General features: G+C 68.7%; 12 protein-coding genes. 5 read left to right on the top strand and 7 right to left on the bottom strand.

Annotation, left to right across the window (positions count from 1 at the left end):
• Positions 1 to 116 precede the first annotated feature (116 nt).
• Positions 117 to 1,871 carry a ShlB/FhaC/HecB family hemolysin secretion/activation protein gene (locus JL37_RS24430; RefSeq protein WP_231570426.1) on the top strand — a complete coding sequence of 585 codons (1,755 nt, stop codon included), beginning with the start codon at positions 117 to 119 and terminating at the stop codon, positions 1,869 to 1,871.
• Positions 1,872 to 1,942: 71 nt separating this feature from the next.
• Positions 1,943 to 5,200, top strand: a complete 3,258-nt coding sequence (locus tag JL37_RS24425) for a filamentous hemagglutinin N-terminal domain-containing protein (protein WP_043547572.1) — start codon at positions 1,943 to 1,945, stop codon at positions 5,198 to 5,200.
• Positions 5,201 to 5,467: 267 nt separating this feature from the next.
• Here JL37_RS24425 and JL37_RS24420 read toward each other — a convergent pair whose 3' ends face one another.
• From JL37_RS24420 to JL37_RS24395, 6 genes are all read right to left on the bottom strand, one after another.
• Positions 5,468 to 6,688: a fimbrial protein gene (locus JL37_RS24420; RefSeq protein WP_043547571.1), complete on the bottom strand. Its 1,221-nt coding sequence runs from the start codon at positions 6,686 to 6,688 to the stop codon at positions 5,468 to 5,470.
• Between the two features lie 56 nt (positions 6,689 to 6,744).
• Entirely contained in the window at positions 6,745 to 7,482 is a 738-nt protein-coding gene (locus JL37_RS24415; protein ID WP_081955224.1) for a molecular chaperone, read from the bottom strand.
• Entirely contained in the window at positions 7,479 to 10,124 is a 2,646-nt protein-coding gene (locus JL37_RS24410; RefSeq protein ID WP_231570425.1) for a fimbria/pilus outer membrane usher protein, read from the bottom strand. The genes JL37_RS24415 and JL37_RS24410 overlap by 4 nt, the downstream gene beginning before the upstream one ends.
• Before the next feature lie 44 nt (positions 10,125 to 10,168).
• On the bottom strand, positions 10,169 to 10,915 hold the full coding sequence (locus JL37_RS24405; protein ID WP_043547570.1) for a fimbria/pilus periplasmic chaperone: 747 nt from the start codon (positions 10,913 to 10,915) through the stop codon (positions 10,169 to 10,171).
• Between the two features lie 25 nt (positions 10,916 to 10,940).
• A complete protein-coding gene (locus tag JL37_RS24400; protein WP_043547569.1) occupies positions 10,941 to 11,552 on the bottom strand; it encodes a fimbrial protein in 612 nt (203 codons plus the stop codon).
• 406 nt (positions 11,553 to 11,958) lie between these two features.
• Entirely contained in the window at positions 11,959 to 12,999 is a 1,041-nt protein-coding gene (locus tag JL37_RS24395) for a metal-dependent hydrolase (RefSeq protein WP_043547568.1), read from the bottom strand.
• 106 nt (positions 13,000 to 13,105) lie between these two features.
• On the opposite strand from JL37_RS24395, the gene JL37_RS24390 reads away from it, so the two are divergent.
• From JL37_RS24390 to JL37_RS24380, 3 genes are all read left to right on the top strand, one after another.
• A complete protein-coding gene (locus JL37_RS24390) occupies positions 13,106 to 13,744 on the top strand; it encodes a DedA family protein (RefSeq protein ID WP_043547567.1) in 639 nt (212 codons plus the stop codon).
• Positions 13,745 to 13,757: 13 nt separating this feature from the next.
• Positions 13,758 to 14,306, top strand: a complete 549-nt coding sequence (locus JL37_RS24385; RefSeq protein ID WP_043547566.1) for a hypothetical protein — start codon at positions 13,758 to 13,760, stop codon at positions 14,304 to 14,306.
• A gap of 108 nt (positions 14,307 to 14,414) precedes the next feature.
• Positions 14,415 to 15,065 (top strand): dUTPase, encoded by a 651-nt coding sequence (locus JL37_RS24380; protein WP_043547564.1) that lies wholly within the window; start codon positions 14,415 to 14,417, stop codon positions 15,063 to 15,065.
• Positions 15,066 to 15,138: 73 nt separating this feature from the next.
• Here the strand turns inward: JL37_RS24380 and JL37_RS24375 are convergent, their stop codons facing one another.
• Complete coding sequence (locus tag JL37_RS24375) at positions 15,139 to 16,251, bottom strand: NADH:flavin oxidoreductase/NADH oxidase (protein WP_043548159.1); 1,113 nt, start codon at positions 16,249 to 16,251, stop codon at positions 15,139 to 15,141.
• Positions 16,252 to 16,299: the final 48 nt, after the last annotated feature.

Genomic DNA, 16,299 nt, shown 5'->3' with positions numbered 1-16,299 from the left:
CTACCTATAGTTTCCCGATCTGCAATCGTGCATAACACGCCGCTTCGGCCCGGCCTCTCGGCACGGGTTGATGGGCCCAAAGGGAACCGTCCAAGCGGACGGTAGCAAGCCGACCCATGCTGTTCCAAACGGATGCCGCGGCGCGCCCCGGCCTTCTTCACCCCTCGCCTGACTGCGCGCTCCGTCCGCCTGCCCTGGCCGCCCGGCTGTTGGGCGCAGGCCTCGCCTGCGCGCTGCTGGCCGCCTCGGCGCCCCCCGCCCTGGCGCAGATTCCCGACGCCGGCAGGTCCATGCGCGATATCGAAAACACCTTGCCGTCCATGGCGCCGCGCCCTCCCCGGCCGGCGCTGGATGATTCCGCCACGCCTGCGGCCGAACCTTCGGCCACCGGCCTGGCGGCCGGCCCCCGGCTGCTTCTGCGGCGCTTCATCCTGACCGGCAACCGCGTCTATGGCGATGAGGTGCTGCAGGCGCTGCTGGCGGATCTAGCCGGCACCGAACAGGATCTGGACGGCCTGCGCGCAGCGGCCGACCGCATTACGCGCCACTACCAGGAACAGGGCTACCTGCTGGCCCGCGCCTATCTGCCTGCCCAGGAAATCGCCGACGGCGAGGTCACGATCGCGATCCAGGAAGGCGTGTACGGCGAGATCGAGCTCGACAACCGCTCCCGCGTCGACGACGCCGTGTTGCGCCGCGGGCTCTCGTCGCTGCAGCCCGGCGGCGCCGTCCACATCCAGCAGCTGGAAAGCCGCCTGCAAGGCCTGGACGACTTGCCCGGGGCCGCCGTGCGGGGCACGTTGCGGCCCGGCACTGCTCCAGGCTCGACCGCGCTGCGCGTGGACGCTGCGCCCACGCCGTTGGCCACAGGCAGCCTGGACGCCGACAACTTCGGCGGCTACTACACGGGCGAATTCCGCCTCAGCGGCAACCTGGACGTGGACAGCCCGCTGCGCCTGGGCGACCAGCTCGGCCTGCGCCTGCTCTCCAGCGACCGCCGCCAGCGCTACTACCAGGCTTCCTACCGGATCCCCGTCGGCCCCGCGCTGACCCGCGTAGGCCTGAACTTCTCGCACATGCGCTATACGATCGGCCGCGACTTCGACGTCCTGGAGGCCGGCGGCACAGCCCGCACGACGGGCTTCTTCGTCGAGCAGCCGCTGGCCTACGGCCCTCATTTCAGCGCGCGCGCGCAATTCACCTACGAAGACAAGCGCCTGAGCGAACACATGGGCCTGTTCTCGCTCGCTGACGGCAAACGGGTGCAGCTCGCCACCGCCTCCGTGTCGATCACCGGCGAAGACGGCCTGTTCGGCGGCGGGCGCAGCGCCGGATTCCTGTCCTACGGGCTGGGCCGGCTGCGGCTGGACACGGAGCGCATGCGCGCCCGCGACCAGGCCTATGCCCGCAGCGCCGGGGATTTCGGCAAGGCCAGCCTGACGCTGTTGCGGCAGCAGAACCTGCCGGGCCCCTTCGCGCTGTACGCGCAATTCAATGCCCAACTGGCCAGCAAGAACCTGGACGGCTCCGAGGAATTCAGCCTGGGCGGCCCGTATGGCGTGCGCGCATTCGCCAATGGCGAAGCCAGCGGCGACCAGGGCTGGCAGGCCACGCTGGAACTGCGCTATCTGCCGTTGCCCGGCCTGCAACTGGCGGCGTTCGCGGACGCCGGCCGCATCACCGTCAACCGGCGCCCCTGGAACGATGACCGCAACGCCCGGCGCCTGTCCGCGGCCGGCGTAAGCCTCACCCAGTCCGGCCCGCGCCATCAAGTCATGGTTGCCGCCGCGTGGCCCATCCAGAAAGAAACCGAACACAGCGGCCCACGGGCAGAACCGCGACTCTGGCTGCGCGCCACGCAGTATTTCTGATCGGCCGTTCCCCGAGTGCTGTCGCACCGCGCCCGGCCCCCAGGCGCGTCATTCAACCCACAAGGAAGATCATGAACAAGACCCATGCAGTGATATGGAACGCCAGCAAGGCGTGCTGGACGGTGGCCAGCGAATGCGCGCGCCGGCGCGGCAAGTCCGGCGTGACGGGCGCCCGCCTGGTCGCGGCGGCCCTGGCCGCGGCGGGCCTGACGGCATTGGCCCCGTCCGCCCTCGCGGGCCCGTCGCTCAACAAGGTGACGCACGGCGACGCCACGGTGTGGCAGAACGCCACCGACACGGTCATCAGCCAGAACTCCTCGAAAGCCGTCATCGATTGGCATTCCTTCAACGTCGACCGCAATGAGCGCGTGACGTTCAATCAGAGGACCGCCAACGACATGACGCTGAACTACGTTAGCGGGGGCCCTCTGAGCCGGATCGACGGCTCGGTCAACGCCCTCGGTAAGGTGTTCCTGGTGAACCCCAACGGCATCGTGTTCAGCGCGGGCGCCCAGGTCAACGTGGGCGGGCTGGTCGCGTCCACCCGGGCCATCGATCCCGCCGCGTTCATGAGCAACGCCAGCGGCGTGTTCGCCTTCGATGCGGGAGCCCCGTCCACCAACAAGGTCGAGAACAACGGCACCATCCGCGCCAACTCGGGCGGCGACATCGCGCTGCTCGGCACTCACGCCATCAACCACGGCACGCTGCAGGCCGATGGCGGCTCGGTCGCGCTGGGCGCCGGCCAGGCCTTCACGCTGCGCATGGGCAACGGCCCGCTCAGCCTGGAAGTCAGCGCTCCCGCCGCCTATGCCCTGGCCAGCAACACCGGCATGATCCGCGCCAACGCCGGCCAGGTGGCGATGCAGGCCCGCCGCTCCGCGCCCGCCAGCCCGTACGAGGCGGTGGTCAACAACAACGGCGTCATCGAAGCCAAGACGCTGAGCAACCGCACCGGCAAGATCGTCCTCGACGGCGGCGACAACGGGCTGGTGCAAGTGGCCGGCAGCCTGAACGCCAGCGCCCTGGGCACCTACGGCAACGGCGGCACCGTCGACGTAGCGGGCAAGCACGTGAGCGTGCGCCTGGCCACCGAAGTCGACACCCGCGCCACCAATGGCGGCACCGGCACGTTCCGCATCCGCAGCGGCGAAGTCAATGTGGAGAACACGGCCGCCATGGCCCTGCCCACGATCCACGCCGATACGCTGACGCGCAACCTCGCCACCACCAACGTCGAGCTGCGCAGCACCGCCGGCGACGTGGCGGTGAACGCGCCGATCACGTGGACCAGCGGCAATTCGCTTGGCCTGAATGCGCAGCACGGCGGCGCCGGCAAGGTGATCGTCAACGGCGCGCTTACCGCCACCGGCGGCCGGGCCGCGCTCAATCTGGCGGCCGACGAGCGCATCGACATCAACAACAAGATCACGCTCGGCGGTCCCGGCAACCGCCTGTCGCTGGACACGACCAAGGCCGCGCCCAATGCCGGCCCGCACATGGCGGCCACCGCCAACTACGTGCTCGGCGGCGCCCCGGGCCAGGCCGTGATCACGCTGTCCGGCGCCGACGCCGGCTTCTCGTCCAACGGCGTGCAATACACGGTCATCCAGAACCTGGCGCAGATGCAGGCCGTCAACAACAACCTCTATGGCTACTACGTGCTGGGCACGGATCTGCGCGGTTCGGGCACATTCCAGTCCATCGGCGGCCAGCGCGGCATCTTCAACGGCAGCTTCGAAGGCCTGGGCCACAAGCTCAGCAACTTCAGCGTCATCGGCAGCGGCGCCAACGTCGGCCTGTTCGCGGCGTCGGCTGGCGTGATCCGCGACCTCAGCCTGGACGCCATCGGCGTGAATTCCGGCCAGCCCAACCTCGGCCCCATGTCCATCGGCACCCTGGTGGGCTACAACACGGGCCGCATCTCCAACGTCAAGGTCGCCAACAGCACGCTGTACGGCAATAGCTACCATTCCAATGCCACCGGCGGCCTGGTGGGCACCAACCAGGGCGGCACGATCGAAGACTCCAGCTTCTCCGGCCGCGTCTACGGCGGTTCGCAGACCTACGCGCTGGGCGGGCTGGTCGGGGTCAACGCCAAGAACGGCGGAGGCGGCGGCGTCATCACGGGCGGCCGTAGCGAAGGCATCGTCAGCGGTTCGCTGCTGCGCCACGAATTCGGCGGCATCGGCGGCCTGGCCGGCGCCAACGGCGGCGGGACCATCACCGACTCGCTGAACACGGCGTCCGTCACGGCGGGCAGCGCTTACCTGAACACCGGCGGCGCCGTCGGCCTGAACCTCGATGGAACGCTCGAGCGCATGCGCAACACGGGCGCGGTCTCGGGCGGCAGCCAGGGCAGCGTGGGCGGCTTGGTTGGCAAGAGCATGGGCGGCACGATCCTCGACGGCACGAGCACCGGCCGCGTTTCCAGCGGCGCCGGCAGCAACACCGGCGGGCTGGTCGGCGAGAACACCGGGTCGATCGGCCAGTCCGAAGCCTCGGGCGAAGTCGTGGCGTACAACGGCGCCTCCGCCGGCGGCCTGGTGGGCCTGAACGGCACTGGCGGCACGCTGGCCGACGTAAAGGCCAGCGGTACCGTCCGCGACACCGGCACGGCCTCCAGCATCGGCGGCCTGGTCGGCACCAACGGCCTCGGCGCCTCCATTGACAACGGCGAAGCCAGCGGAACGCTGGTCAGCGCGGCCTACAGCAACTCAGCCACCCGCGCCGGCGGACTGGTGGGCCAGAACAGCGGCTCGATCTCGTACAGCACCTCGCGCGTACTGGACGTCCGCGCCGGCAATAACTCCTCGGTGGGCGGGCTGGTCGGCTTCAACCAGGGCTCGATCCTCGCTTCCGGCTCGAGCAGCCGCGCGCAGGGGGGCGCCTACAGCAATGTAGGCGGCATAGCCGGGCAGAACTCGGGCGCCATCAACACCGGCATGGCTTGGGGCAGCGTCGCCGCCGGCAACTACTCCAACCTGGGCGGCATCACCGGCGTGAACCACTCGACCGGCACGATCGATACCTCTACCGCCAGCGGCCCCGTCATCGGCGCGTACAACTGCTCGGCCAACGGCAGCTATTGCTACACGGCCACGGGATCCACACTGGGCGGACTGGCCGGCATCAACTACGGCAAGATCAACTACTCCACCGCCGCCAGCAAGATCGACTACCGCAATAACGCGGGCCAGACCTACGGCGGCCTGGTCGGCGTGAACTACGGCGTCATGCAGGGCAACTTCACGCAAGGCCAAGCCGCGCTGATTCCGGCGGCAGGCATCAACTACGGAGTGATGGATCCGCCCTACTACTACTTCTAACAGGAGGAAGGCGGGGCCGGCCCGTTGGGCCGGCTCCATCACCGCAAGACATGCCCCCACGCCGCGCGGGCTTCGCCCGCTTGCTGCCCCCCAAAGGGGGCGTTTCTGCCTTGGGGCGGCCCAGCGGCAAGAAACACCCCCCACGCCGCGCGGGCTTCGCCCGCTTGCTGCCCCCCAAAGGGGGCGTTTCTGCCTTGGGGCGGCCCAGCGGCAAAAAGGCCCGGCGCCACATGGCGCCGGGCCTTTGCGTGCGCCGTTGCGGCGGCATCAGTCGTAGCGCACCTGGAAACGCGCGCTGGAATTCGCCGGCCCGGGCGTGACGCCGGGCTGGCCCGGCGTATCGTGGTCCGTGCGCTGGTAGTGCGCCTCCAGGTCGAAATTGGCGGTCGCCCCCGGAGCGATGGGCAGGCCGGGAAACGAATAAAAAGTGAGATCCGCTGCGCCGGCGCCGATGACAAGCGGCGCGGCGTCACCCTGCCGGGTCAGCACGATGCCCAGGTTCCTGGCATAACCGGGCTGCGGATCGAGACGCAAAGCCTGCATGCCCGGCACCCGTCCCGGCCCGCCCGCATAGAACGCCAGCCTGGGCTTGGCCTCGGCGGCGCAGTGGCTCAAGGAAATGGAAAACCTCGCGGCGCCGGCGCGCGATCCCGGTGATGGGAAATCATCCGCCGCCACCTTGCCCATCGGCACTTCGTGCCCGAACCCCAGGTAGCGGGCATCCACCTCGCACACGGCCGTGACCAGGGGCGGCGTTGCTCCCCCGATGGTGATCAGCTCCTTGACGTCGAACCAGGCATCATCGAGGCAGGTCGCCCCCGACCCCGGGATCTTGCCGTCCACACGCGTGATATCGTCGCCGGCCGCGGGCTGCGGACGCATCTGCGCCATTCTTATGTGCATCCGCGCGGCGGGAAAGCTCGGATCCTGGTCCGTAACCTGGTGGCTGCCCGAGGGCACGGTTCCCGTCACGATCAGCTCCACCACGATGCCGCTGCCAAAGCTGTCCCTCTTCCCCGCATCGGGGAAGTCCAATCCAAGGCTGGCATAGGCCCTGATCGCGTTTTCGAACTTGAGCTCCTGCCGCCCGCCAGGCTTGACGCGCAGCCCCACGCCGGGAACGTTCGTCGGCACGATGGCGGGAAGGTCGTTGGGCACCCCGCGCCAATAGGCGCCATGCGCGACGTAGACCATAGGCGTCGTCTTGTCCTTGTACGTGAAGCTGGAATATATTGTCAGCTGGCGCGTGGCCAGCACCGTGCCCACGGGCACGCCGCTGCCCACATTGCCTACCTGCGGCGGGTTCCAGCCGCTGCTGCCGCTGACGCCCTCGGCGAATTTTTGCACTTTGCATTCGCCCGCCGTTCTGGGCGCTGCGTAGGACTCCGCGCCCGGCACGGCCAGGCAGGCCGCCAGGACAGCGCCAGCCAGGGCCTTGCGGCGCGGGCGGCTCATTGCGGCCCGCATCGAGGGCAACCGCAAGATCATGGTATTTCTCCTAGAAGACGCGGACGCGGGCGTCCGCTGCGTAATATCGGGTGCCATCAACTGCCGGCCGCGGCCCGCGCCCGGGCGGTTCCCGCCGCGGCCAAGCCCAGGTCGTCCACGGCTTCGTAGTCCAGCGTGAGCTCTTGCGCGCGCGGCAACGGGCCGGGCCAGGCCAGGCGCGCAGAGGAATAAGGCGGCACGGTCACACCTTCCAGGCCCGCATCCGGCGCGCCGCGCACGCGCAGCGTCCGCAGCGTCACGCTGTAGGGAGTCGGGTTTTCCGCCGCCAGCACCGCGCCGGCGGGGTGATAGGCCCAACGCAATTCACCGGGCGCCTTGCGCGGGTCGCCCGGCAGGCCCTTCGGCCGGAATAGCAGCTTCATCGAGAGATTGATCTGCAGCTTCAGTCCGTCGCGGCGCTCGCCCGCCGTGGGCACTTCCATGAAGTTGATCCAGAATTGCGACTCGCGGTCCTGGGGCAGCGGCTCGCCCGTGTAGCGCAGCTGGATCGCCTTGCGCTCGCCGGGGTTCAGCCGGAACAACGGCGGCATCGGCACGAAAGGCGCCGCCAGGCGGGAGAGGTCGTCCTGGCCCTCGCCCTGGTCCAGCCATATCTGCACCAGGATGGGCGCGCTGCCGGGATTGCCGGTGCGCAGCGTGATGGACTTGTCTTGCGCCGGATAGATGAAGCGCGTGCCGTCCACGGAAAGATCGGCGCGCGCGCCCGCGGCGCCCGCGGACAACACGCAGGCGCAGGCCAGCGCCGACCAGCGGCGCGCGGTGCCGGCGCTCATGGCCATATCGCCGCCACCGGCGAGGCGATGGCCGGCGCCGCGGGCTCGGGCTGGCAAACCGCGTCCAGGGTGTCGAAACCATCCTGCCGGCCTTGGCGCGGCGGTAGGCGATAGCCGACGCGGCAACGCTGCTCGGTATCCGCCCCCCACTGCACGCGGATGTCGCCGTGATCCTGGCTGACCCGCATGATGATGCGGCTGCCCTGCCCCACCGCGCCCACGGACTCGCCGCTGGCAAGGTCGAAGACCTCGGCGCCGAACGGCAGCACGCCGCCGTCCGGCCGCCGCACATTGACCAGCACCGGTCGCGCCCGGCGAGTCGGATAGCGCAAGAGCACCACCGCCCCGGCGCGCGGCGCCACGGTGCGGGAACTGGCCAGCAGTTCGACGTCGTCCGCCATGTCCGAGGGGTCAAGCTCCACGGTGTTGAGGCGGTATGGCGCCAGGCTGGTCGCCAGACCGTAGCCCCGGCCGTCCACGCGGCTGCGGTCGAAACCGATGCGCGCATCCTCCGCGTCCGGCGCGTGCACCAGGCCGACGGTCTCGCCCAGCGTGGACGACAGGGTCACCCCGCCCGCATGGGCCAGCACGCTGCCTTGGGCCCGCAGCCCGGCCTGGCGGTAGCCGGAACCCTGCGACACGTTTACGCCCATATTGGCGACCGCGGCGCGATAGTCCAGGCTGCCGCTGGCCGCGGCGGTGTCCGAACGGCTGTTGCGGGACGCCGACAGCGAATAGCTGAGCCGGCCATCGTCGCCCAGCCCGCCCGCCACGGAGGCCGCGGCATCGGTGCCGCCGACGCTGCTGTGGCTGGTGTAGCTGCTGAACATGGGCGTGTTGATCGACCTGCCGCTGCCCAGCGGGAAGGACAGGTTCAACGTGGCGACGGTGCTGCGGCCACGGCCCGGCATGTACAGTTCGCCGCCCGAGGACAAGTCTTGCACGCGCTGCAGCGCCAGCGCATAGGACACGTTGCCCCAGTTGTTGCGATAACCCATGCCGTAGTTGAACGCGGTGCCGGACCGGCGCCAGTACTGCAGCGCCGATCCGTTCAGGTAGAAAGACCCGCCTCTTGCGCCCAGATCCTGGTTGATGTTGACGTCGAGCCGGTTGCGCAGCCGGCCCAGGTCGGCGTAGCGATACGAGTGGGGAACGTCCCGCAACGCGATGGCCTCGTTCAGCCCCACGAAGCCGCTGGTCGAATAGCGATAGGCCAGCAAGGAAAAGTTGGTGCCGGAGTTCGGCAGGTTCTTGCTATAGGACACGCGGTAGCTGGAGCCCGATGTGCGCTCGCCCGGCAGGTTGGCGCTGGCGAGGGTGACGTCTCCGGAAAAGGCGCCCAATTGCGTATTCAGCGCGGCGCCCCCCAATACGGAACCGTAGTAATCGCTGAACGCGAGGCCGCCGTACGCGGTGACCCGATCGCTCACCCCCGAGCGCACCAGGCCCTCGAAGACGCGCTGGCCGCTGCTGCGGTAGCCGGAGGACGTGGCCTGGCCCACCGCGACGGAATAGCGCGTTTCTCCGCGCCGCAACAGTTCCACCGTGGTGGCGAAGGGCACGATGAAGCTCCATGTTTCGCCATTCGCTTCGGTGACGCGCACCGTCAGGTCGCCGCCGAAACTGGCCGCGCCCAGGTCCTCGATGGCGAACGGGCCCGGCGCCACCGTGGTCTCGTAGACGAGGAAGCCGCGCTGGTAGACGCTGACCGCGGCGTTGGTGCGCGCGGTGCCGCGTATGGTGGGCACATAACCGCGACGGTCGTCGGGCAGCATGCGTTCGTCGCTGCTCAGCCGCACGCCGCGGAAAGACACGGCGTCGAAGTAGCGGCCGTCGGTCGAGGTTTCGCCCAGCAACAGCTGCGATCGCCAAGCCGGCAGGTCGGTGACGGCGTACAGCTGCCCGCGGCTGTAGCGCGCGCCGCCGCGCGAAGACCACCGCAGGAAGCCGTCATGCTTCAGACGCCAGGCGCCCGCGTTGACCACCCCGTTCAAGTTGACGTATCCCCTGCTGTTGCGCCGGCCGTCGGTGTCCTGGGTATAGAGATTGGCCGAGTAATTCAGCCGCGCCGCGGGGATGCCTCGGTCCCAGTAGGCAGAGTCCACGTAGGTGCCGGCGCGCCCCGTCGCCAGGTAATAGGCGGGCACGGTCAGGGACAGTTTTTGCTCGGCCATGTCGAACTTGGCCTGTGCGCCCGGCACGTAATCGGACAGGTCTCCGCACGAAGGCGCTTCCCCCAGCGCCTTGACGCCCAGCTCGGGCCCCTGGCGTTCGATCTTGCGCATGTCCAGGCCCATGCTGCGCAGCAGCTCGGCGGTATAGCACGGCCTGGCGCCCTCGGGCCCTGCGCCATGGAAATCCATGGTCAGCGTTCCGCGCCACCGCGTGTTCACCAGCACGTCGACCCGGTACTGGCCCGGCGTCACGACGTTGGGCCGCTCGAAGCGGGAGAGGTCGACGGACTCGCCGCCCATGCCGCGCACCAGCATCTTCGCATCGAAATGGACCTCTTGCGGGGCGCTGCCGCCGGCCGCCGCCGCCATCATGGCGAACATGGCCAGGCCCGGCGCCCAGCGCAAGCCCAGTTGCGCCCGCGCGCGGCGGCCGCCCCGGCGCATTCCGCCTTGCGTCGATAGGCGCATGCTTCGGCGTCCGTGCAGAAACAGCGAAAGAGAAAATGCCGCCGTCATTGGGGCTCCAGCGCGCGTTCGAAATCCTGGGCGCCGCCGAAGTCATTGATCACCGTGTAGTGCACGGCCGCGCCCGCGCCCTGGGCGGCGCGCGCGCCGGCAGGCAGGCGGAACCGCTCGGTGGAAAACGGCGCCACCATGCCTCCGCCCATGGCGGTGCGGCGGCGGCCGTCGGCGCCCGACAGCTCGACGGACAGGAACGACACGAAATACGGCGTCGGATTGCGCACGTCCAGCGCGGCGCCGCCGTCCGCGGCGGCCCAGCTCAGGCTGGCGGGCGCATTCTCGACCTTGCCGGCAAGGCCGGAAGGACGGAAAAACAGCTTGATGCGCGTGCGGAACCTCAGGCCCACGGCGTTGTCCTTGCCAGTGCTTGGGGGCGTTTCCAGGGCGTTGAAATAGAAGACCGATTCGCGGTCGGGCGGCAGCGCGTGCCGGGTATGGAACACCCGCAGCACGGCGCTGGAACCGGGTTCTATGCGTGAAACCGCCGGCGACACGAGAAAGGGCACCACCAGCGTTTCGGGGGATTCGTCCGGTCGGCCGTCATCCAGCCAGGCCTGCAGCAACAGGGGAACGTCGCCACTGTTGCGCGCCCGGATGGAGACGTCCTTGGCGTCGCCGGGAAACACAATGCGCGTGCCTTCCAGCACCAGGGCCGCCTGGGCCGTTCCGGCGCCTGCGGCCCAAGCCATGACGCCCATGGCCAGCAAACGAACAACAATACGCACCATGGGCGTCATGCCATCAGCTCCTTACCGGTCCGGGTTACTGGTAGGCGACGATGAAGCCGATGTCGGAACCGGCGCTACCCGAGCCGACCGTGATTGCCTTGTCCACCATCTTGATATAGGCGGCCTTGAAGTCCAGGGAACCGCCATTGGTAGGCGTTGCGGCGGCCGGATCCCACGAGACGGTCTGCACGTCGCCGACAGCCTGCGCCTTGCCCAGCTCGACCTTGTTGGTCTTGTTGTTGCCCGCGTTCCAGATGCCGATCTCGATGCCGCTAGCCGGCAGCGTGGTGTTGATCTGCAGGTTGCCGGATGCCTTGTTGATGGTGGTGGACACCTGGTCGAACGCAATGGCGGCCGTGCCCTTGGCGCTGCAATCGCTCAGTTCGATGCTGAACGGTTTTTCGCTGGCCGCGAGCACGGCGCCCTTTTCCAGTGCGGCGAACGCGGTGGGGTCGTGGGGACCGAGGTTGACGTCCTTGATGTTGCCCAGGCCCGCGTCTTTGCCGTTGACCTTGCACGTGACGGCAGAAACCTTGCCGATGAAGCGGACCTGGCCGTCGAACGCCTGGGCATGCGAAATCGACGGCGCCAGGGCGGCGATGAGCGCGCCCGAGGAAATGAAGGAGGCGAGGATACTGCGTTTCATATTGCGATTCCTGAGTTGGAGTTGGTAGGGTCGGCCCCGGCAGTGCGGGGCCGGACCACGTGCCCGCGGCGAGCGAACGGAGGACCGGACGGAGAAACGCCGCGGCTCTGGAATACGCCCACGGCGCGCTTGCCATATGCGGGTTCCAGAGGTGTCGATACTGTATGGGCCGCACCCTGGCCGGGTCTTTAGGAAGGCGACCAAATCACATTAGTAGTAGTTCGACAATTGATAAATCTTTGTAAATTGCTCGGCCGCATTGAAACGTCCGTATCGCTCCCCGCCGCTCAAATGCCGGCCCTGAGCCGGCCCGCGCAGCCGCATCGCGATTGAGCTGCAGCAAAAAAAACGGCGCCTGTGAGGCGCCGCTTGGGCAATCGCGGGATGCTGCCGGACGGTCCGGGCGCTAGCGCAGCGCCTCTTCCGACCATTGCGCGAGCGGCAGCGGAGGCTGCTCGTGCAGGATGCGGGCCAGCACCAGCTTGAACTCGGCCCATCCGCCACGCTCGGTGGGCCAGGTCGACGGAGTCACCGGCGTCCAGGCGCCGCCGGCCGCGCGCTCGGCCATCTTGAAGCGGAAGGTGTAGTGCCCGGCCAGGCCCATGCGCAGGTCCGTCACCACCAGCGCGTCGCCGATCGCGTCATAGCGCAGCCAGTCATCCGTGAACCAGCGCAGCCGTTCATGCAGGGGCACGCCCGCCAGCGCCCGGCCCACGTCCAGGTTCAGCGGCTGGCGCAGCCATTCCGGCGGGTCCCGGTCGAACAGGCTGCTGACCGATTCGTAATAATGGCCGTCCGCCGTCTTGGCGATGACGCGCCATACCAATGTATTGAAGGGCATGGACACCGCCCGCAATTCCGTGACCGCGATCCCCTGCGCCTGCATCGCGTCGCGCACCCGGTGTTCGGCGGCCACCCTTCCCGCCAGCCCGAAGCCCAGGTAGGCCGTGCTGAAGACCAAGGCGGCGGCCAGCAGGCGGCGCGCGGCCGCGGTCATTCCGCGGGCGATGGCGTACAGCATCGCCGCCAGGAGCGGCACGGTGTACACCGGGTCGATGATGAAGATGGCCGACCAGCTTTCAGGAATGCGGGCCAGCGGCCAGAAGAGCTGCGTGCCGTAGACCGTGAAGGCATCCAGCACGGGATGGGTCACGAGCACCAGCCACAAGGTCAGGAACAACCGCCGCCCGCCATAGGGCGCCTGCGGCCAATATTTGCGGATCAGCCATGTCAGCAGGGCCGCCAGGCCGGTCAGGACGAAGACCGAATGCGAAAACCCGCGGTGGTAAGTCATGAGCGACACCGGATCCGGGTAGCTCATCAATACGTCCAGGTCCGGCACCGTGGCCAGCGCCGCCCCGTAGATCAGCGCCCGCCGCCCCTGGAAGCGGCCCATCAGCGCCCCCTGTATCCCCGCCCCCAGCACCGCCTGCGTAACCGAATCCATAATTCCCCGACGATAAGCTTCAACCAGACGGACTACGCCCCGCGCGGCCGTCCACGCAGGCGTTAAGATACCCGATTGCATTCAGCTGATTTTCAACTTTCCGCTTATGGACCAATACGTCGACAAGATCGCCTTGTTCATCGAAACCAACCAGGCATGGGCGGGGCCGATCACCTTTCTGCTGACCCTGGGCGAATCCATGGTGCTGGTAGGCCTGTTCATCCCGGCCACGGCCTTGATGCTTCTGACCGGAGGATTGATCGGCGCCGGCACGCTCAGCCCCTGGAGCGTCCTGGTCTGGGGCATCGCTGGCGCCATCATCGGCGATGCGCTGTCCTACTGGCTGGGCCGCTGGGCCGGGCCGGGCGTGCTGCGCCGCTGGCCGCTCAAGCAGCAGCGCACCGGCGTGGCGCGCGCGCGCCTGTTCTTCTACCGCTATGGCTTCGCGTCCGTGCTGATCGGCCGCTTCCTGGGCCCCATCCGCTCCACCATTCCCACCGTCGCCGGGGTCATGGGCATGGCGCACGGCCGCTTCCAGCTGGCCAACGTCGCATCCGCCATCCTGTGGCTGCCCCTGATGCTGGCGCCGGGCTACGTCACCGCGCGCAGCCTGGGCGCGGCGGACAATGCGCAACAGATCGCCATGATGATCGGCGCCGGGCTCTCGGTGCTGCTAGGATGCGGTCTGCTGATAGCCATGCTGCGCAAGCGCCGCATGCCGGCAAGGCAACGCCGCGGCAACTGAACCGGAGAAGGGAATGGCCATAGATGCGGAACCGAAAGACGGCGATTTCGCGCGCTATATCGAAAACCTGACGCGCGCGGGCGGGGCAACGCCCGGCAGGGTCCCTCCCAAGCGCCAGGCCTCGCGGCGGGCGGCCGAGCCCGTCCCCCCCTCTGTCCCGGCGCCGGCTCCCTCTTCCGAGTCGCTGTCCACCGCCCCCTGGGGCAAGTCCGCGCCGCAGCCCCTGCCCTCCCGGTCCGACGCCGCGGCCCCCGCCGCGCCGGCCCCGGGCCAGGAAGACCCTGCCGCGGCGTCGCTGGCGGACCGGGCCCGGCGGCGCAAGATCGGCATCATCCTGACGGTGGCCGGCGCGCTGGCCGGCTGGGCCGCGGCGCGCATCGTCTTCGAAGTCCTGCGCAACCCCCGGTTCGACATGGACGAACTGATGCCCGCCGTTTTCCTGGCGTTCTTCGCGTTCATGCTGTTCAAGGCGGCCGGCAGCGCCCGCAATCCGCGCAAGACGCCGCTGGAAAAACTGCCTCCGCTGAAACCATCGTCCTATCGCAAGGACGGCGGCGCCTGAGGCCGCCCCGGGCCGCCCGGCGCCGGCGGGCAATGGTGCTAACATTTCCGCCGCAGTCGCAAAGCCCCCCCCACGAACCCCGGAGTGAAAGTGAATAACGTTGTCGGATTGAACCAGGCCCAGGCGGCCACGATGCTCAAGTTGCAGGACCACTTGAACACCATGATCAATCCGGACTGGGTCAATGGCGGGGCCCGGTTCCTGCGCGCCGCCTTCGTCGAATCCGCCGAGGCGCTGGAACACCATGGCTGGAAATGGTGGAAGAAGCAGACCATCGACCTGCCCCAGGTGCAGATGGAACTGGTGGACATCCTGCACTTCTACCTGTCGCACACGATCGTCGCGGCCGGCGGCAGCACCAGCGGCGCCGCCGAGGCGCTGGTCGCCGACCTGGCGACGCCCGCCTCGGTTACGCTGGACGGCAAGGCCTACGCGCTGGACTCGCTGAGCGTGCCCGAGCTGCTGGAACTGATCGGCGGCCTGGCGGTATGCGGCCGCGCCAGCTTCAAGGTGCTGGAACGCACCATGACGGCCTGCGAAATGAGCTGGAACGACGCCTATACCCAGTACGTCTCCAAGAACGTGCTGAACATCTTCCGCCAGCGGCATGGCTACAAGGAAGGCACGTACATCAAGATCTGGAACGGCGAGGAAGACAACGTCGTGCTGGCCCGCCTGATGTCTGCGCTGGATCCTGCGCATGCCGGCTTCGCCGACCAGCTTCAGGCACAGCTCGAAGAAGCCTACGGCCGGCTGTAGGCGGCGGGCGCGCCGCCCCCGCGCGTCACCGGCAAAGCGCCGCCTTCGGGCGGCGCTTTTTCTTGCCCGGACCCTAGCGCTGGCCGAAGCGGGTTTCGCCGAACAGGGCCTTGTGCTCGCGCGGCTGCGAGCGCCAATACTGGCGCGGCGCGGCCACCTGCCCGCCCAGCTGCGCCGCGGCGTGCCAGGGCCAGCGCGGGTCGTACAGCATGCCTCGCGCCAGCGCGATCATGTCCGCCTCGCCCCGAGCCAGGATGTCCTCGGCCTGCTGCGCCTCGGTGATCAGCCCCACGGCGATGGTGGGCATGCCCACCTTGCGCTTGATCTCGTCGGCGAAAGGCACCTGGTAGTTCGGGCCGACGGGAATCTTCTGCTGCGACGACACGCCGCCGCTGGACACGTCGATGAACTCGCAGCCGCGGTCTTTCAGGGCCTGCGCGAAAACCAGCGTCTGCGCCAGGTCCCAGCCGCCCTCGACCCAGTCGGTCGCGGACACGCGCACTCCCAGCGCGACCGACGGCGGCGCGACTTCGCGCAGCGCCTGGAACACTTCCAGCGGGAAGCGCATGCGGTTCTCCAGCGAGCCGCCATAGGCATCCTCGCGCCGGTTCGCCAGCGGCGACAGGAACTGGTGCAGCAGGTAGCCGTGCGCGGCATGCAGCTCGATCGCGTCGAAACCCAGGCGGACCGCGCGGCGGGCGCTATCGGCAAAGGCGTCGCGCACCCGCGCCAGACCGTCCTCGTCCAGCGCGTGGGGCGCAGGCTCGGAATCGTTGTGCGGCACCGCCGAAGGCGCCCAGCCCTGCCAGCCGCCTTCGCTGGCCGGCACCAATTGGCCGCCGTTCCAGGGCGCGTCGCTGGAGGCCTTGCGGCCCGCATGGCCAAGCTGGATGCCCAGCTTGATGGGGGAATAGCGGCGCACGGCCTGCACCACGCGGCCCAGCGCCCGTTCGGTCTCATCGGACCACAGGCCCAGGTCTCCCGGTGAAATGCGCCCGTCGGCCTCCACCGCAGTGGCCTCGGTGAACAGCAGCCCGGCGCCCGACAGCGCCAGGTGTCCCAGGTGGATCATGTGCCAATCGGTGGCCCGGCCCTCTTCCGCCGAGTATTCGCACATGGGCGCGATGACGATGCGGTTGGCCAGTTCGAGAGCGCCGATCGAGATGGGACTGAAAAGATGGGTCATGCTGGAAGCCTCCATGGCATTGGATGCCACAGCATAGCGCCCGGGCCG

The organism is Achromobacter sp. RTa, assembly GCF_000757485.1.
In the GTDB taxonomy this organism is placed as follows: domain Bacteria; phylum Pseudomonadota; class Gammaproteobacteria; order Burkholderiales; family Burkholderiaceae_B; genus Achromobacter.
This window is presented reverse-complemented; position numbering and strand designations above follow the sequence as displayed.